The organism is Testudinibacter sp. P80/BLE/0925 (assembly GCF_053570785.1).
The window spans coordinates 2,267,369-2,286,444 of sequence record NZ_CM131636.1 but is presented as its reverse complement, the minus strand read 5'-3'; the positions used below and the strand labels follow the sequence as shown (position 1 = coordinate 2,286,444).

General features: G+C 48.1%; 13 protein-coding genes. 3 read left to right on the top strand and 10 right to left on the bottom strand.

Annotated features, from left to right (window positions below; all coding sequences use genetic code 11):
- The first annotated feature begins 6 nt into the window (after window positions 1-6).
- Window positions 7-495: an ESPR domain-containing protein gene (locus ACWA5Z_RS11075; RefSeq protein ID WP_431052357.1), complete on the top strand. Its 489-nt coding sequence runs from the start codon at window positions 7-9 to the stop codon at window positions 493-495.
- 61 nt (window positions 496-556) lie between these two features.
- Complete coding sequence (locus tag ACWA5Z_RS11070) at window positions 557-805, top strand: hypothetical protein (RefSeq protein WP_431052355.1); 249 nt, start codon at window positions 557-559, stop codon at window positions 803-805.
- 71 nt (window positions 806-876) lie between these two features.
- Here the strand turns inward: ACWA5Z_RS11070 and ACWA5Z_RS11065 are convergent, their stop codons facing one another.
- From ACWA5Z_RS11065 to ACWA5Z_RS11040, 6 genes are all read right to left on the bottom strand, one after another.
- Window positions 877-1,581 (bottom strand): LutC/YkgG family protein, encoded by a 705-nt coding sequence (locus tag ACWA5Z_RS11065; RefSeq protein ID WP_431052354.1) that lies wholly within the window; start codon window positions 1,579-1,581, stop codon window positions 877-879.
- Window positions 1,582-1,611: 30 nt separating this feature from the next.
- Window positions 1,612-3,015 carry a LutB/LldF family L-lactate oxidation iron-sulfur protein gene (locus tag ACWA5Z_RS11060; RefSeq protein WP_431052352.1) on the bottom strand — a complete coding sequence of 468 codons (1,404 nt, stop codon included), beginning with the start codon at window positions 3,013-3,015 and terminating at the stop codon, window positions 1,612-1,614.
- Between the two features lie 10 nt (window positions 3,016-3,025).
- On the bottom strand, window positions 3,026-3,745 hold the full coding sequence (locus tag ACWA5Z_RS11055) for a (Fe-S)-binding protein (RefSeq protein ID WP_431052350.1): 720 nt from the start codon (window positions 3,743-3,745) through the stop codon (window positions 3,026-3,028).
- A gap of 49 nt (window positions 3,746-3,794) precedes the next feature.
- Window positions 3,795-5,375 carry an L-lactate permease gene (locus ACWA5Z_RS11050; protein WP_431052348.1) on the bottom strand — a complete coding sequence of 527 codons (1,581 nt, stop codon included), beginning with the start codon at window positions 5,373-5,375 and terminating at the stop codon, window positions 3,795-3,797.
- A 259-nt stretch (window positions 5,376-5,634) separates the two neighbouring features.
- Window positions 5,635-7,089, bottom strand: a complete 1,455-nt coding sequence (aldA, locus tag ACWA5Z_RS11045; protein WP_431052346.1) for an aldehyde dehydrogenase — start codon at window positions 7,087-7,089, stop codon at window positions 5,635-5,637.
- 198 nt (window positions 7,090-7,287) lie between these two features.
- Window positions 7,288-8,496, bottom strand: a complete 1,209-nt coding sequence (locus ACWA5Z_RS11040) for an aldose 1-epimerase family protein (protein ID WP_431052344.1) — start codon at window positions 8,494-8,496, stop codon at window positions 7,288-7,290.
- A 309-nt stretch (window positions 8,497-8,805) separates the two neighbouring features.
- On the opposite strand from ACWA5Z_RS11040, the gene serS reads away from it, so the two are divergent.
- Entirely contained in the window at window positions 8,806-10,095 is a 1,290-nt protein-coding gene (gene serS / locus ACWA5Z_RS11035) for a serine--tRNA ligase (protein ID WP_431052342.1), read from the top strand.
- A gap of 91 nt (window positions 10,096-10,186) precedes the next feature.
- Here serS and ACWA5Z_RS11030 read toward each other — a convergent pair whose 3' ends face one another.
- From ACWA5Z_RS11030 to ACWA5Z_RS11015, 4 genes are all read right to left on the bottom strand, one after another.
- Window positions 10,187-11,602, bottom strand: a complete 1,416-nt coding sequence (locus ACWA5Z_RS11030; protein WP_431052340.1) for an autotransporter outer membrane beta-barrel domain-containing protein — start codon at window positions 11,600-11,602, stop codon at window positions 10,187-10,189.
- A complete protein-coding gene (locus tag ACWA5Z_RS11025; RefSeq protein ID WP_431052338.1) occupies window positions 11,559-14,183 on the bottom strand; it encodes a S6 family peptidase in 2,625 nt (874 codons plus the stop codon). The genes ACWA5Z_RS11030 and ACWA5Z_RS11025 overlap by 44 nt, the downstream gene beginning before the upstream one ends.
- Before the next feature lie 202 nt (window positions 14,184-14,385).
- Entirely contained in the window at window positions 14,386-18,225 is a 3,840-nt protein-coding gene (locus tag ACWA5Z_RS11020; protein WP_431052336.1) for a S6 family peptidase, read from the bottom strand.
- A gap of 253 nt (window positions 18,226-18,478) precedes the next feature.
- Complete coding sequence (locus tag ACWA5Z_RS11015; RefSeq protein WP_431052334.1) at window positions 18,479-19,015, bottom strand: elongation factor P hydroxylase; 537 nt, start codon at window positions 19,013-19,015, stop codon at window positions 18,479-18,481.
- Window positions 19,016-19,076 lie beyond the last annotated feature (61 nt).

Sequence of the window (19,076 nt, the reverse complement as noted above, 5' to 3'; positions counted from 1 at the left end):
TTAAATTTGAACAAAACGAGTCACCGTATCATATTCAGCCAATCCCAGCAACAATTTATCGTTGTTTCGGAGCTGGCAAAATCGAAAACGCCTTCTGAGCGCAGAAGTGCGGTAGGTAAGTCTGTACGCTTTAGTGATGGTGTGTCTATCGGCGGTGATTTAATAATTGCCAGTGTGCAAGAACAATCCGGCATTTTTGCCGGGGATGACGGCTACCAAGTGGCGGTGAAGGGGCATACTGAATTGAGTGGCGGCTTAATCACCTCAACGGCACAGGCAGAATCGAAGGGAAAAAACCGTTTCCGCACAGGCACGATAGATTCTCGGGATATTGAAAACCATGCCAATTACAAAGGCAGTACGCTTGGAGTGAGTGGCGGTTTCAGTGTCGGCGGCGGCGAGAGCGCTAAAGAAGTCGGCGGCGTGAAGTTAGCTCCGCAGGGTCAAAATTATGCCCAGCAAGAGGGCGACCCGAATAGCGGTCAGGGCAAATAAAAACTACTTTAGCACCGGCACACTGACGACGGAGAATATTGAGAATCACAGTGAAGTCAGTATGCAGAGTGTCAGCGGCGGGTTGTCGACCGATATGGGCAATCTGGCGATGGCGGGCATGTCGGCGGAGATGAGCGCGTTGGGCAATGTCAGCAAAGACGACAGCACGACCACGCAAAGTGCGGTCAGCCAAAATATTAATTTGGACGTCAGAAACGGCGAAATCCCGACCGCACTTTTATATTACCCCTCCCCCCCATTTTTCTTGCGAAAAATGGTACTCCCTCCGCACGCGGAGGAAGAGAAGTAAGTTTGTCAGCAATCTCAAATGCGCTTTCCTCTTGGAAAACGCATTTTCATCTTATAAGTTAGCCGGAATGATTAACAATCTTCGATAATCAGATAAACCTGTTTAATCGGGCCGTGGACGCCGATGACTTTGACCAGTTCTATGTCGGCGGTGGCACTTGGACCGGAGATGATGTTGACGCAAGACGGCATGCGTTCGCCTTGTTGGGCTTTTTGCTGCAGGACGGTTGCCAGTTGTGCCACACGCGGTAGGATCGTGCTTTTTTTCACGACCGCAATCGAGATTTGCGGCAGTAGACTGGTTGAGCGACCGCGTTCGGCGGAGGAATATAGCACGATACCGCCCGATTCGGTTAGACCGTATTCGGCGAAGACAATGCCGATATTGGCTTTTTCGGCAAAAGTGCGGTTTTGCTCGCCGGTTTCGGCTGACCAAATGTGGGTGGTATAACGGCTTTGCACCGCTTGGGTCAAGCCGAATTCGTTTAGGCGCGGATCATCGTTGAGAATCACCTCGCCGCCTTGCAGTTTGTCACACAGCTCTAAAAGTGCGGTTGCCGCTTGGGCGCGGGTGGTGACGACGCATTCCACCGCCATCACTTCGGTGGCAACCTTGATGAATTCGGCACAGCGTTGCTCATCATCCAACTCGGTCAAACGGGTGGTCGGTTGTTGCGTCACGGTTTGGTAATTGCCGACCACTTCTTGACGCAAAGGTCTGCCCAGCTGTGTGGCTAAACGGTCTAAAAATTGTTGTCTGTTTTGTTGATCTAACATAGTGTTTTCCTTGAATTCCAGTCCCACATCCTAGCGATTTTTAAACCATTGACGGAAGCTTTCGCCTTCGGCATCCGGCAAATCGCGTGCTTTGGTCCATTCGGAAATGGCGCCGATATTCAATGGGGCTTTGCCGTTTTTAATCAGCTTTTTGCTCAGTTTTGCGCCGATATTCATGCCGACTTTCCACAGTGCGGAATGATTATTAGCAAGGGTAAACATACGTACAGACAGTTTTTCCATGGTCGGGGTAATGCCTTGTTCCACCATTTTGCCGCGATGTTTCAGCAACAGGTTTGCCAGCGGAATTTTTACCGGGCAGACTTGGTTACAAGCGGTGCAAAGCGAGCAGGCATACGGCAGATCTTTAAAATCTTCATAACCGCCCAAAATCGGCGACAGTACCGAACCGATTGGTCCCGGATAAATCGAGCCGTAGCTGTGTCCGCCCATTTGACGGTACGCCGGGCAAACGTTCAAACAGGCGCCGCAACGGATACAACGCAAAATATCGTTGAATTCGCTGCCGAGCGCTTTGGAACGACCATTATCGACAATCACCAGATGAAACTCTTCCGGCCCGTCGGTTTCACCCGCTAAACGCGGACCGGTCAGCCAAGTGTTATAACTGGTCAGACGGGCGCCGACCGCACTTCGTGCCAGTAGGGTGATTAATACGTCCACTTCTTCAAAGGTCGGCGCCAAACGCTCCATGCCCATCACCGCAATATGGGTTTTCGGCAGGGTGGTGGCAAGACGTAAATTCCCTTCATTGGTAACCAAGCAAACGCTACCGGTTTCGGCAACGGCAAAGTTACAGCCGCTGATACCGATGTCTGCTTCGAGAAAATCTTTGCGGATTGCCTGACGGATAAACAGCGTCATCTCTTCCGGCGTGGCTTCGCCTTGATAGCCCAGTTTTTCGTGCAGCACTTTGCGGATTTGGTGGCGATCTTTATGAATTGCCGGCACCACGATATGCGACGGTTTGTCTCCGGCAAGTTGCAAAATGTATTCGCCTAAATCGCTTTCGATCACCTTGATATTTTCCGCTTCCAGTACATGATTCAAGCCGATTTCTTCGGTCACCATCGATTTGGATTTCACCACTTTTTTCGCCTGTTTTTCACGGGCGATTTTTTTGATGTAATCGGTGGCGTCTTGTGCGGTGTTGGCGAAATAGATATGTCCGCCGTTTGCCGTCACTTTTTCAGATAGCTGGTACAAATACGCGTCCAGATTTTGCAGAACATGGTTACGAATGGCTTTCGCTTGTTCGCGCCACTCTTCCCAATGTCCCAATTCGTCGACCATTTTTTGGCGGTTGGCGCCGATACGCTCTTGTGCCATCACCACGGCTTTGCGCATTACTTCGTTGTGAATTTCATCGTTAAGCCGCTCTTTAAACGGAATATCGCTGGTTCTTAATGACATGGTTTCCTCCTTAACGACTCATCAACACTTCGGCAATATGCATGACTTTGATCGGGCTGCCTTCGCGTTTCAGGCGACCGCCGATATTGATCAAACAACTGACATCGGCGCCGATCAGGTAATCCGGCTGCACTTCGCGGATATGTTCGGTTTTTTCCGTCACCATTTCGCCGGAAATTTCCGCCATTTTCACCGAGAACGTGCCGCCGAAGCCGCAGCAGGTGGTTTGATTTTGAATCGGCAGCAATTCCAAGCCTTGTACTTGTTGCAAGAGTTTAACCGGTTCATCGACCACGCCCAATTTGCGGAACAGGCTACAGGACGGGTGATACACCGCCTTGCCGTCCAATTTGGCGCCGACATCGGTTTGTCCGATTTTATTGACGATAAAATCGGTCAGATCATGAAAACGATCGGCAAGTTTGACCGCTCTTGCCGCCCATTCCGGTTCGTCTTGCAGATAATCGGCATAGGTTTTGATCGCATAGACGCAGGATCCCGCCGGTGCGACGATCGGGTAGTCATTGGCTTCAAAAGTGGTAATCAGGTTTTTGATAGCGGGAATGGCTTGTTTGCTATAACCGCTGTTGAGGGCGGGTTGCCCGCAACAACCCTGTTTTTCCAGAAAAGTGATGTCACAGCCGAGCTGTTCTAATAACAACACGCTCTGCTTGGCGACATTGGCTTTTAGTGCATCTGCAATGCAGGTGACATAAAAATTAACGTTCATTGATACTCCAACAAGATAAGTTGCTGCCGAATATCGGCAGCAGAAAAAACTAAGATAAAATCAGGGTTGCGACCAGTGCGGCTATAATACCGTAAATTACCATTGGAATAACGGTTTTCTTGATAATTGCGCCTTCTTGATTTTTAACATCCAACACTGAACAAACGGCGATCACATTATTAATACACACCATATTTCCCATTGCGCCGCCGACGGATTGCAGCGCCAAGGTCAACGGAATGGAAAGTGCGGTAGTTTGCGCAATCGAATATTGGATGCCGCCAAAGGTTAAATTGGATACGGTGTTTGATCCGGAGAAGAAAGAACCGATAGCGCCTAAATAGGCTGAAAAATAAGTCCAGTTCGCGCCGGTTGCCGCGGCAAAATCGCGTCCGATTGTTTGCACCATCGAATTTTCGCCGCCGACCAACATCAATTTGACCATGATCAAGGCGCCGATTAAGGCAAAAAACGGTTTTTTGGTTTGCTTAAAGGTGCTGGAGAAAATCAGTTTGCTGTCCGAAGCTTTGACTTTGAACAAGAATAAAGAAATGAATACCGTCACAATAAATGGAATCAGAGACGGTACATACAGGGTTTTATAACTGTCGCTGACGCCTTGTCCCAAAATGTTTTTCAGGGAAAGAATCAACGCGCGGCTGACTTCAAATTGCCCGAAATGACCCAGCGAAACGCTAAACCAGGTGGTGGCGTCGTTCAGTAGGGCTTTGATACCTAATTGGTGGATACGGGTGACAATCAGAATGACAATCAACATCATGGTTGGCAACATCGCTTTAAAGACGGTTGCCGCGGAAACCGGATCCTGCATGTCATGTTGCTCGCCTTTTGCCAAGCCAATGCCTTTATTTGCCAACAAAATGGAAATTAACAAGCCGACGGCGCCGCCCACTAAAGACGGGAATTCATAGTTTACGCTGGCAAGTAGCAGGTAAGGTACGGTACACGCCAGAATACACAGGTAAATAAACAGTATGTTTTTGCGGATTTCTTGCCATGTGGTCACAAAGCGTAACGCAATCACCGGAACGACTAAGCCGGCGAAGAAGTGGATCAAGGCGCTTTTATACCCGATATCCAGCAACACATCTTCCCCCAGATTCAACGGGGCAAATCCGAACCAAGTCGGCGTACCGACGGCGCCGAACGAAACCGGCACTGAGTTCATCACTAACGCAAAGACCGCAACTTTAATCGGATTAAAACCCAAACCGACCAGAATTGGCGCGGCAATCGCGGCAGGCGTACCAAAACCGGAAGCACCCTCAATCATAAAGGCAAACGCCCAACCGATAATCATTAATTGCGCAACAGGATTCGGGTTGATATTCGATAACCAACGACGCAGCACATTAATCGCACCGGAAATTTCCATCATGCGGTTAAAAAGAATCGCACCGAAAATAATCGTAACCGGCGTTTGGGTGGAAATAATCCCGGAAATCACATTGGCGTTGAGCAGGGTGAAATCTTGCTCAAAATAAGTTAATTGTAAAACATAAACCAATAAGGCGATTAGAGGAAGGGCGATGTAAGAAGGCATGCTGTTTCGTTTCACCATTAGATAGATAAGCAAAACGATCGGAAAAAGACTGAGTGTTAAAGCCATTATAAAAGTCCTTGGGTTATATAAAAAAGAGAAATGTTAAGAAATAACCATAAATATAACATTGCTATTGCAGGGTGTTATATTAATGTAATAAAAGAAAATGAATTGTGATATAGATCGCAATTTTGTGATTAAAATAGCTAGAAATGGAGTGGTTTCAACAGGTTGCTTTAAATTTAAACAATTGCACGGTAAAAAACCGCACTTTGATCGGTTTGTTATACCAAGTGCGGTTGGATAAAGGAGTACTCAATCAGTATTAGCGAGGGGTTTGTAAATACACCATTTGAGTCAGTAAATATTCTTCCAGTCCGTGTTTTCCGTCGGCACCGCCGATCCCGGATTGCTTCCAGCCGGCATGGAAACCTTGCATTGCTTCAAAGTTTTCGCGGTTGATGTAAGTTTCACCAAATTGTAAGCGGCGGGTGACATAAAACGCGTCATTCAGGCTTTCGGTATAAACCGAGCTGGTCAAGCCGAAGACGCTGTTATTTGCCATTGCAACCGCCTCGTCTAATGTGGCGAAGGTGGCAACCGGCAGCACCGGACCGAAAGTTTCTTCGTGCATGATGTCCATGTCATTTTTCACGTTGGTCAAAATGGTCGGTTCAAAGAAAAAGCCTTTTTGTTGCGGGCGCTTTCCGCCCAAATGCAGGGTAGCCCCTTGGCTGACGGCTTTTTCCACTTTGGCGGCAACGGCGTCAACCGCTCTTTTTTCGACCAGCGGCCCCATATCCAGGTTATCTTGCGCGGTTGCAGGATTGCCGAACCGCACTTGCTGCATGGCGGCAGTCAATTTGCCGACAAAAGCGTCGTGTACGTCTTGATGTACATAAACCCGCTCGGCGCAATTGCACACTTGCCCGCTGTTAATCACGCGTGAAGCCACGATGGATTTGACCGCCAGATCCAAATCCGCGTCTTTCAATACGATTGCAGGAGCTTTGCCGCCCAATTCCAAGGATACCTTGGTAATATTTTGTGCGGCGGCAATCATCACTTGGCGCCCGGCTTCGACCGAGCCGGTCAGGCTGACCAAATCGACTTGCGGATGTTGTGCCAAGTGGTTGCCGATCTCTGCGCCTGCGCCGTTGACCACGTTAAAAACCCCTTTCGGCAGACCGGCGGCATGGGCGATTTCGGCAAAAATATAAGTATTAATCGGGGTGACGCTGGAGGGTTTGATCACAATGGTATTGCCGGTCAACAGCGCCGGCCCCATTTTACGCGCGATGAGGAAAAACGGGAAATTCCACGGCAAAATGCCGGCAACCACACCGTGCGGACGTTTAAACAGGAAAATATTCTCGTTCGACCGATCACTTTGAATGATTTCGCCTTCGTAGCGGCGTGCCCATTCCGCTTGGTAATCCAGATAATCGGCGGTGAATAACACTTCCACTTGCGCCAGTTCTTTGGTTTTCCCACCTTCGGCAACAATGGTATCAGTCAATTCCTGTTCTCTTGCGCGAATGCCTTGCGCGATTTTGCGTAAATACGCACCGCGTTGCACCGCCGGGGTTTGTTCCCATTCGGTTTGCGCTTGTTTGGCGGCGGCGACGGCCAAATCGACTTCGGCGGTTCCGCCTTTCGGCTCGTGCGCGATCACTTCTTCGGTTGCCGGGTTTAACACATCACGATAAATTCCGTTAAAATCAGTAACAAATTCGCCGTTAATATACATTGCTAGTTTTTTGACTGCTGAGATTGTCATAGGCACCTCGCTAGGTTGATAGGAAAAGAAATGGTGTAAAGCGTTTCAAATATAACCTATTTTCAGTATCAATAAGGTGTCAAAGTTCACAAAAACAACAATTAATTAGCAAAAAAGTAACATTTTATCCGTATGATAGCGTTAGCCGAAAAAATCAAGGCGCCAAATAGCGCCTTGATAATGAGGGAGAAGAGGTCATTAAGGCAATTTCACCAATGGCGTTTCCAGCACGGTAATTTCGCGATCACCTTGAATATCAGCGATAGCTTGTGCCGCTTTCTGTACCGCTTCTTTGCTGTCCAAAATGGTGAAAGTCAGATCGAATTTTTTAGTTTCACCGGCTTTGATTTTCGGCACTAAGCCTAGATCGCGTTGGTATTTGCGGTTATACGCGTAGCTGGTGCCCGGTTCGATCCCGGTGACATAGCCTTGTTTCAAGGTGTCAGTGTTTTTCCACATGGTCAGCACCGGCAATTGTTCTACGTCAAACCCGACGGCGATACCTTTATCACCGGCTTTGTTTTCCAGCATCGCTAGCGTTTTGCCGTTGGCATCGGCGTAAGGCACGATGTTATACACGGTTTCATCATAATCAACGGTTGGACCGGCATATTGGTTCCAGGTTTTCATTTCGCCGACGGCACGTTGGTTAAACGGTGAAACCTCTTTGATTGCGGCACTGAATTTGGCGCCGTCTTCCAACAACGGTTGTCCGTAGTTGCTGTGATAAATGATTTGGTATTCGTTTTCATAATCGCCCAGATTGGTCAGTTCATCGTGCAATGCAAACGATTTTTCGCCCGGTACCACACTCAAGCCCGCCCACACTTCATAGTCGTTTTTCTTGAAGGTTTTCTCATATACCGAACCTTTGACCGTAATGGTGTAAGGCGCTTCGTCGGCAATATCGACAATTACGGTTGAAGCCGGGGTGTTACCGGCGCGACCGTGCAGACTGAGCAACTGTCCGTCATCGTCAATTCCCGGATGTCCGGTCCATTCAAAGCCGCAGCGCACCATCATTTCATTAAAGCCGTCCAGCCAGCCCAAGCCGTTGCGGCTTTCCAATTCGATAAAAGCAGGGTTGACGATTTCTTTTACCGGCGAATCCCAGCCCAAGCGGATATCACCGCTCTTGACTTCGAAAATATCCATACCACGCGTTGGAATCAGGGTAATTGTCATCACTCCGTTATCGATATCAATCACGCGCACGCCTTCTTGTTTGCCACCGTGTAGCACGCGTTGTTTGACACTAAACGTTTTGTCGATCCCCAACGCTTTATTATCAATACTCCAATTCCCCACATCCGTGCCGGCTTGGGCATCTGTGATAACAAACTCTTTAGCGATTGCCGGGGTGGCTAATAAGGAAAGCAAGGTGATTGCAATAAGTGAACGCTTCATAATAATGACTCCTTTTGGGTTTGGTGAATTGCTTTATACATAAGAAAAAACGATTAAGCTGATTTAATTGTAGTCAATTTTGTCAAAATAAAAACTGCCACTGCTCTATTTGGTGAGGTCGATCACAGAAAATCGAATAATCGCAGACGAGAGGATCAAACTCGCTGTGCGTTTTAGCGTGCTTCAGATGAGAATTTCCATTTTAGACTAGTCACTTAGTGGAATAAGGGCTAAAATAACCCTCATTTTTAGGCAAAGTGCGGTTATTCCGTGCGCTTTCACATAGACAAAAACCACAGGCAAATTAAGATGATTGATCCGAATTTATTGCGCAATAATCTGGCAGAAACTGCTGAAAAACTAAAAATCAGACGAAATTTTAACTTGGATACGGCGAAAATCACCGAACTGGAAGATCAGCGTAAAGCGTTGCAGGTGAAAACCGAAACCTTGCAAGCGGAGCGTAATGCCCGTTCGAAAAGTATCGGGCAAGCGAAAGCGCGCGGGGAAGATATTCAGACGTTGCTGGCGGAAGTCGATTCAATGGGCAATGAATTGGAACAAGCTAAAACCGCACTTGAGGCGGTACAGCGCGAATTGCAACAAATCGCGCTGAACATTCCGAATATCCCGGCGGACGAAGTGCCATTGGGGAAAGACGAGCAGGATAATTTGGAAGTGTTGCGTTGGGGCGAGCCGAAACAGTATGATTTCACGGTGCAAGATCACGTCACACTGGGTGAAAATGCGCAAGGTTTGGATTTTGGCGCCGGTGTGAAACTGGCGGGGGCGCGTTTTGTGGTGATGAAAGGGCAGATTGCTAAATTGCACCGTGCGTTGAGCCAGTTTATGTTGGATTTGCACACCGAACAGCACGGCTATTTGGAAACCTATGTGCCGTATTTAGTCAATCATGAAACCCTATACGGCACGGGGCAATTACCGAAATTCGGCGAAGATCTGTTTCATACTGCCGCGCTGGCAGGCGAGCAGCCGTATGCGTTGATCCCGACTGCGGAAGTGCCGGTGACGAATTTGGTGCGCGGTGAAATTTTAGACGAAGAGCAACTGCCGATCAAAATGACGGCACATACGCCGTGTTTCCGCTCCGAGGCGGGATCTTACGGACGTGATACCCGCGGTTTGATTCGTATGCACCAGTTCGACAAGGTGGAAATGGTACAAATCGTTGCGCCGGAAAAATCGATGGACGCATTGGAAGAGTTAACCGGGCACGCGGAAAAAGTGTTGCAACTGTTGGGCTTGCCTTATCGTAAAGTGTTGCTGTGCAGCGGTGATATGGGCTTCGGTTCAAGCAAAACCTACGATTTGGAAGTGTGGCTGCCGGCGCAAAATACCTACCGTGAAATTTCCTCTTGTTCCAATATGTGGGATTTCCAAGCGCGCCGTATGCAAGCCCGTTGCCGAATGAAAGGGGATAAGAAAACCCGTTTGGTGCATACCTTGAACGGCTCGGGTTTGGCGGTTGGACGCACTTTGGTGGCGATTTTAGAAAATTACCAACAAGCCGACGGTTCAATTGCGATCCCAAGTGTGTTGCAACCGTATATGGGCGGATTGGCGTTTATCGGCAAGTAACAGACCGCACTTTTCAGGAATAAGCCTCCCTCCGCTGGCGGAGGGAGGGAAATTGAAGGGAAACCTCAATATTTTGTTCAATCTCAATAAACTACCAACTATATTTCAATTCCACTCCACCATTAAATTGTGATTTAATCACATCACCGTGGCCGTAGCCGCCTTTGAGGGTGATATTGACATGTCTGCCCAAACCGAAAATTGCCCCCAATTCGCTTTCCATACGGTTTTTGAATAAATCGGCACGTAGGGCGTTGCCATCGGCATAGAGTTCCGCCTTATTATTTATATTTGCCACATAATAAAGTGCGGTATAGAGTTTCACGCCGTTGCCTTGTTCAAAGCCAAAGGTTTTATCCAACATAATGCCACTGCGTGTTTGCCAGAAATCAAGGGCTTTGCCGTGAATTGGCGTTTGATTCAGCGAGTAGTCAACACCATTTAAGCGGTAGTAACTGATTTCAAGCGATGGTTGAACACCGATACTGCCGAATTCCCAACGTTTACCTAAACCGAATGAGGCAATCCAAGCATTTTGTTTCAAGGCTAATTCCGAACGGTTCAGCGTGGTTTTCAAGTGGTTATAACTCAGTACCGCACTTAAGTAGGCTTGGTTATCGAAGATCACTTTATTATATAAGCTGAACGCATGGTTTGTGCTTTTGCCGTTTTGGTTTTCCGAGAACGTATTTTGCCCCTTGCTATGGGTAAATGCCGCGCCAAATAGCCAGTTGCCGCCATCGAAAGCGGTTGCTTTGTCAGCACCGAGCTGTTGGCTGTAAAGTTCTTGCTTATAAGTGCGGTAATCATCACCGGTGTAGCGCATACCTTCGCGATCAATATTCGCCCAAAGCCCGCTATTTTCGACATTTAGGCGAGAAATATACTGGCTTAACAAATTTTGTTGCTTGGTCAAGAGATTAATGCTCGCCGCTTGGGAGGAAAGTGCGGTATTGGCATTTTGGCTAATCCAATCATTTTGTTTTGTTTCTGGCTGTGCCTGTGTTTCGGTAGCGGCGTCGGCAGCGGCTTGAGCTTCCGCAGCAAGGCGCGCTTGCTCTGCGGCGTCGGCAGCAGCTTGAGCTTCCGCAGCAAGACGGGCTTGCTCTGCGGCGTCGGCAGCGGCTTTGGCTTCCGCAGCAAGGCGCGCTTGTTCTGCGGCGTCGGCAGCGGCTTTGGCTTCCGCAGCAAGGCGCGCTTGCTCTGCGGCGTCGGCAGCGGCTTTGGCTTCGGCGGCAAGGCGCGCTTGCTCTGCGGCGTCGGCAGCAGCTTGAGCTTCCGCAGCAAGGCGGGCTTGTTCAGCGGCGTCGGCTGCGGCTTTTTCTTGTGCAATAAGTTCCGGGATTAAGGCGTTATAGAGCACAAAACTATTATCACGCTGTTTTAATTGATAACGGAATGCGCCGAGATCAAGGTGTCCATTGAGTAAGCTTGCATGTACTTTGCGCCAATCTTGCGCGGTATTATTCAAGGTGAGCAATGGCAGGTTCGAGTGGCGCCTTGCCACTGTCTTGTAGGGCTAACACATAGTTGCCGCTAGCCAAACCATTGACAATCACCTTATCGCTTTGCATATCGGCAAAGGTGCTGTTTAATTCAAAGCGCCCGTCGCCAGTTAAATTGCCATTAATGGTTAAGGTGTTAAAATTGCCGCTAGGTATGTCGCCGTTCAGTTTTACCACGGCGCCGTTGACCGCGCTGAGATTGCCAAGCGTGCTATCGCCGTGCAGTGTCCAAGCGGCGTCTTTTTGCAAGACCACTGAACTATCGCTTGCCCCCTGAATATTGCCTTGATAATTCGTTTTGCCTAAATTTAAAGTTGCTTGAGCGGCAAGGGTAATATTGCCTGTTACTTGTGCGTAAGGCAAAGCATTATACAGTGCCTCGCTTAGTGGATTTTGATTACAACTGACCGCGCCGTTAGCGTCACTGCGAATACACTGCCAGCTGTTATCCCAGCCTTTTTCCCCTTTGCTATAGCCTAAACTGACACGGCTATTAGCTTCCGCCTTGATATCGCCCTCCAGATTGGCATAGTTGCCCAGTTGTAGTGTCGCGCCTTGTGTAGCGGTAAAAGTGGTGGCTTTAAAGTGTCGGCTGACCCAATCATCGTCAATCACAACATTGCCGGCGTGGGGCGTTGGGTAACCGGAGAGCAATAGCGTGCCGTTATCGACTTTGATTTCGCCGTTTAAGTTACTGCCGCCGGATAAGGTATAAATGGATGAAGCGGTTGGCGCCGTATAGCTGAAATTGAGGGTACCATTGGGTTTTGTCTCGTCGGTTTCACCCAACATCCCTTGGTACATGGCTTTATTTTTGGCTTCCAAATAAACACGGATAGCGTGGTCTTTATCGGTGCCTAAATATTCCCAACGATCGTTACTGGCTGCATTCGGAAAGTACCAATAAGTCGGCGTTTTTAAGCGAAAATATTGAATAGTGCCATTACGTTGTGGATATTGATAAATAGTACCGACAATTCCTCGATATGGGGCGCTCCAATTATAAATAGTATAATCGGTATCGCCGACCACATGAATAGTAGCCGCTTTTTCCGCATTATGATTCACGATCTGCGCACCGTTATCGACGTTATGAATGCGTTCGAAGGTGAGATCATTGCCGTTGACATCCAAGCGTCCGCCGCGGTAGCCGAAATAGATATTGTCAGGGTTGACTTGCTTGCCGTCAGTCAAAACCACGGTCGGACGACCGCTTGCCAACCGCACTTTGTCAAAGGCTTGTACCGCACCGCTCTCGTCCGCTTGTTGGGCTAAAATTATGGTGCCGTCACCCGCACTCAAACTGCCTGAGTTTTTGCCTTTGGCTTCAATTTTTAGCGTGCCTTCACCGATTTTATGTAAAAAATCATTTTCAACTCCGTTGACTTTCCATGTAACGGTTTTGTCTTTGGCGATAATTAAACCGGCGCCTTGCCAAGTCTGGTGGCTTTCAGGCTGCACAGTGTAATTATTATTAAAGGTCAATCCGCCGGCACCTTGGTTAATGCTGTCTTTTAAAGTAATGGTGGCGCCGCTGCCGTTCAGGTTAATATTTTTACCGGCGTTCATGGCGTGGTTGTAACCGCCGCTATAGGCGTCGCTTAAGGTTTCATCTTTGATGTGCGATGTCCAATTTTTATCGGTTTGGGCAAAAAGTGCGGTTTTATTATCGGCATTTTTTGTCCAAGTCAGATCGGCGTTATTTTCCACCGCGGGATCCGTGTCTTCGTTGTAGCGGGCTTGGTTAAAATTCGGTAGGTAAGCAGCCCAGGCAGAAAATTTATTGTCAGGGGTGGCATTGTTAGCCATGCCGCCGATTTGAAAACCGACCAAGATCCATTGTTTGGTTTGCGTATCCCAAGCATAAAGCGGAGAGCCGCTATCACCGGCGCCGGCATAGCTCGTTAGCGGACTGTAATCGGTATTGTCATACAATCCGCCGTTATCCGCCCAAACCGTATCGGCATTACCTAAACGGTAGAGGGGCGTGACGGTGCCGCCAATCAAATAATTATACGGAGCTGAAAGAAACGTAACATTCCATTCGGGATCGCGTAGATATTGCGTGCCGCTGCCCGTACGGTATAACGCGGTAAAGCGGTTTTTATCGGTGTATCCAATATAATTTAAACCAAGGAGGTTTGCGGGAGCGACTTCAGTCACGTATTTATGCAAACGCGGGGCATGATAGTCAAAATTATTTTCCGTATTGTTGCGATCCACCATAAGATAGGTATGGCGTAAATAATCCGGATTATTGCCCGTACCGCCAAATTGTAAACTGGTATAACCGGTATTGTGTTTGACACTGCCTGAATATTGCGGAGCAACCAAGGTTCCGACGCCATTGGTACTTGCCGAACTAAAATCTGCCATGGGGGCATTATTCAGCGTACCAACCACTTTGCCGTCGTTATCGAAAATAGGCAAATTGAGTGCGCCAGGCGTAAATTGCCCTTTATTTTCGCCGAAATCACGATAAGTCTGGTAAGGAATATCGGTACGAACGACAGCCGCATAAGGCGCAGTGCATGTAAAAAAAGCAATAATCGAAGCCGAAATCGGGGTGAGTTTAAATGACATTCAAGAAACCTATAGTTAAAAAATATAATGGAATTCCGTTTCGAGTCACAAGGTTGCGACTGAGCGTTACATTTTTCCGATAGAAAAACGTGGTAATTCTACAAAGAAGTACCACGTTCAGAAATTGCGTAAATATAACACGATTTTTTGTATTGTTGTCTGTTTTTAAATCATATTTACATTTCGTAAGGCACAAACAACCTTACCAAACATACTTCAATTCCACTCCGCCGTTAAATTGTGAGCGAATGACATCGCCATGATTATAACCGCCTTTGAGGATGATATTGAAATGTTTGCCCAAACCGAAAATTGCGCCCAATTCGCTTTCCATCCGATGTTTGAAAAGCGCGAGCTTGAAAGCCCGTCCATCGGCAGTCAACGTCTGATGGTTGTGTGAATTTCGGACATAATTGACGGCAGTATAAAGTGTTAACTCGCTGCTTGAGGAAAGGGCGACGGTTTTATCCAGACGAATCCCGCCGCGGAGTTGCCAGAAATTCAGCGCGTTATTATGCAGCGCAATATCTTCATGTCGGTAGCTCGTCGCTCCAAGATGATAGTAGGTCACATCGGCGGAAGGGGTGATACCAATCGAACCTAGCTGCCGGCGTTGACCAAGCGCAACGGAGGCGCTGGCGGCGTGCTGTTTCATTTTATTTTTACCCGGTTTACTGGTTAAATAATGATAGTTGAGTACAGCGCTAAGGTAAAACCGGTTATCGAATACCATTTTATTGTACCAACTCAAACTATGGCTGACCCCGTTCCCATTTTGATTCTCCGCAAATGAATTATTGGCTCGGCTGTGAGTGAATGCAATGCCGGCTAGCCAGTAACCGCCGTCAAATGCCTTGGCGGTGTCGACACCGAGTTGTTGCGTCGCGAGTTGTTGTTTGTAAGTGCGGTAGCTATCACTGCTATAACGCATGGTTTCACGATCCAGATTGAGCCATAGCCCGCTATTTTTCTCATTCAGACGTTGTAGATATTGGTTTAATTGGCTTTGTTGTTTGGTTAATTGATTCACGCCTGCCGCATAATTGGAAAGTGCGGTATTGGCGGCACGGCTTATCCATGACGGCTGAAACAGTGCGCCAGCCGACATATTGCCATCGGCACTGTTTAAAATCTTGGCAGCACGACGGTAGCGAGTTGGCTTGCTTGCCGCATTATCGGGGTTTTCAGGCGAATCGTCATAAGCCGAGGGTATCGCCGGCGTTGCCTTATCCGATGTTTGGCTGAAGTTTGCAACGTCGGGATTTGCGCTATCGTTATCGGCGCTGACGGCAGTTGCGGGCAGCAAGGCGTTATATAAGGCAAAGCTATTATTTTTGCGGGTTAAAATATAACGGTATGCACCGATATCCAAATAGCGGTTTGGCAAGGCAATGTTTATTGCATTCCAATCTTGGTTGGCATTGGTCAAGGTGAGTAACGGTAAAAATCCCGGACGGGCGACGGCATTTTTTTGACCGCTGAGATCTAAGCTCAACCAATAATCGCCGGTGGCAAGCCCATTGACGATCAGACGATCGCTTTTTCCGGTGGCAAGATTGGCACTAAATTTAAACAGTCCTTGTCCGTTTAAATTGCCGTCAATGGTGAGCGTATGAAAACGATCATGGTCGGTATCGCCATTGAGCTGTACAACCGAACCGGCGACCGCAGTTAAATTGCCTAAACGACTGCTATCGCTCAGCACCCAGTTGGCATCGTGTTGCAATAGCGTATGGCTGGTCGGCGCGGCTTGAATCGTACCGCGCAATTGTGCTTTGCCGATATTCAGTTTGGCATTTTCACCGAGGGTGATGTTGCCGTTTATACGGGCGGTCGGCAGTACCGCATAATGTTCCGCACTCAGAGGATTCTGCCGGCAACTGACATGACCGTTGCCGTCATTCAAGCTACATTGCCAGCTATTGTTCCAACCGTCATTGGCTTTGCTGTAACCTAAACTTACTTGGCTATTGGCGTCAGCCGCAATATTGCCTTGTAAATCCGCATAATTGCCTAATTGCAGGGTGGCGCCGGCAGCCGATTTAAAGGTTTTCGCCTTAAACTGGGTTGAGATCCAGTCGTCCGCGATGGTGACATTGCCGGCGTGCGGGGTCGGGCGACCGGAAAGAAGTAAAGTCCCTTTTTCGACTTTTATTTCTCCGTTCAGGTTACTACCGCCAGCCAAGGTGTAAATCCCCGTTTCGATTGGCGAACGGTAAGTAAAATTCAATTTACCGTTATATCTGCTACTTTCGTTTTCGCCTAACACGCCCAAAAAGACGGCACGATTTGCACCTTGGAGAATATGCTCAATCGCGGCATTTTTATCCGTACCGAGATATTCCCAACCGTTACCGTTGCTTTGATCCGTCGGGAAAAAACCATAATTTTTTGCAGTAAGCTTAAAATATTCCACCATATTGCGATTATAAATATTAGTGTATTCATACAGGGTGCCGGGCGTGCCGCTTTTCGTCGCCAGCCAACGATAGATTGTCGGATCGCCGCCACCTTTCACAACGATATTTGCGGTTTTATCCGAATGGGAATTGGTGATCCGCGCGCCGTTATCCACATTGCGGATACGGCTGAAAGTGATGTCATTACCATTGAGATCCAGCCGCCCGCCGCGGAAACCGAAATAGATGTTATCGGCTTGGACTTGTCGGCTGTCACTTAATACGACGGTCGGTCTGCCGCTGACAATTTGGATTTTTTCGAAGGCTTGCACTGCACCGTTTTGATCCGCTTGCTGTTGTAAAATCACCGTGCCATCGCCCACGCTCAGGCTGCCGGGATTTTTACCTTTGGCATTGACAAGGAGAGTCCCTTCGCCGATCTTGTGCAGAAAATCATTGGCAATACCATTGACTTGCCAAGTCACCCGTTTGTCTTTTTCCACGATTAAGCCGGCGCCGCGCCAAATTTGTTGGTTTTCCGGCGTTACCGTGTAATTGCCTTGAAATGTTAAACCGCCTGCGCCTTGATTAATATCGTCTTGCAGAACAATGCTACCACTGCCGCGCAACGTTACATTTTTACCGCTATTCAGTGATTGATTAGCTGATAGCGTAGTGTTTGAATCGGCGAGGTGCACCATCCAGTGTTTACCGTCAATTTGTTTCAGCTCGCTTTTGTTGTCGTGTTTGCCTGGCGATTTACGCCGCCAAACCAAATCGGCGGTATTTTCAATATGAGGATCGCGATCATCTTGGTAACGCGCTTCGGCAAACGGTTTGTCAACCACAACCCACCAGTTGCTGGTTGTGCCGGCAATGCCGTGCATAACGCCGACCAACACCCATTGGTTCAGCGAACTGTCCCAGCCAAACAGGGGAGAGCCGCTGTCGCCGGGCTGGCTTTGCATGGCGAGTATGTCATTTTGGGGATCATAAAGATCGCCGTTTTCATTATAAAAAGAGTGATCGGAAAAAACGGGAGCGCGTACTGTGCCGCCGGTAACAAAGTTATAAGCGCCGCTAATCCAACGGTTTTTTCCATTTTTATCTCTCACTTGCTGGCTACCACTGCCCATACGGTAAAAAATCGGGAAGCGCTGCCGGTTTGTATAGACGTTTCTATCCATACCGGCACCGGTGATTTCAGCTGGAGCAACGTCGGTAACGTATTTTTGCAGGCGCGGAATATGCAGATCCTTTCCCCAATGGTTATTACGGTCGACTAATTGATAGTTTTGGCGTAAATAATCGGGATTATTGCCTGATCCGCCGAAGGTGACGTTTTGGTAACCGCCGTTATGTTTGACCCCGGCAAGGTATTGTGCGGCAACCAAGGTTGATACGCCGTAGCGATCGGCACTGCTGAAATCAATCATCGGCGCTTGATTGAGAACGCCCAGTCGGGTGCCGTTTAGGGTATTAATCGGGATATTGGTTGCTCCCGGCAGAAACCGTCCTTTATTTTCGGCAAAATCGCGAAAAATTTGATAGGAAATATCATCGCGGACAATTGAACTGAGCGCAGGATAACTAAAAAGTGCGGTGGTGATCAGTACGGCAAGTTTATTGGGTTTAAATAACATAAATGCTCCGGCAAGGTAGCAAGGAATGGGAGCTGCATTATATGAAGAAATGCCGTCAATCCTATTGAGTTGACGGCAAATTAGCGAAAGTCTGTTTTTATTTTTTTGACTAAATATATTCCAATCAATACTAATCGTCTGAAAATATACGGTTTTGTGTTGCTATGAAAAGAATACACCATATTTTTAAAGGGATAATGCCGAGTGATATCAAAGCAACCGCGAATTCTGATTTATCGCAAATATCATAAGCTTAGATTTGCAACGGATCAAAATGCGCCAAATCAATCCGATTGTCCGTGCCGTAAAATTCGCACAGGGCTTGGCGCAGGGTTTCGGCGCGTTTGGGCAAACCGTGTTGGGCATAGTGGCGGACTTGGGCGTACACCGCACTTTTAAACGGTCGGGTGTCGCCGGTTTGCCCGTTGAGATTATCGGCACTGGCGAAAAAACGTTTGTTGGCGGCGGTGGAGAGAATCCACTCAATCGCTTGCGGTTTCACTTCCACCTGCTCGAATAAACGTTGTTGTTGTTCCGTTCTGCCGTCCGGTTCATACCAGTAGCCGAAATCCTCCAAATGCCAACGGGAACGCCCGGCAACCAGCCAATGGGCGATTTCATGCAAGGCACTGCTGTAGTAACCATGCGCAAAGCGGATCACGTTATAAGTGCGGTTTTCGTCGGCTGGCAGATAAATCGGTTCGTCACCGCCTTTTTCTAATTTGGTGTTATATTCCGCATAAAAACAAGTGTTGAAGATGTTAATCAGATCGTTGTAGTCGTGTTGCATTGTGGGGTCCGTAAATAAAAAAGGATTGAAATGAAGCCAATGAATTAAACAAAGCAAAAGA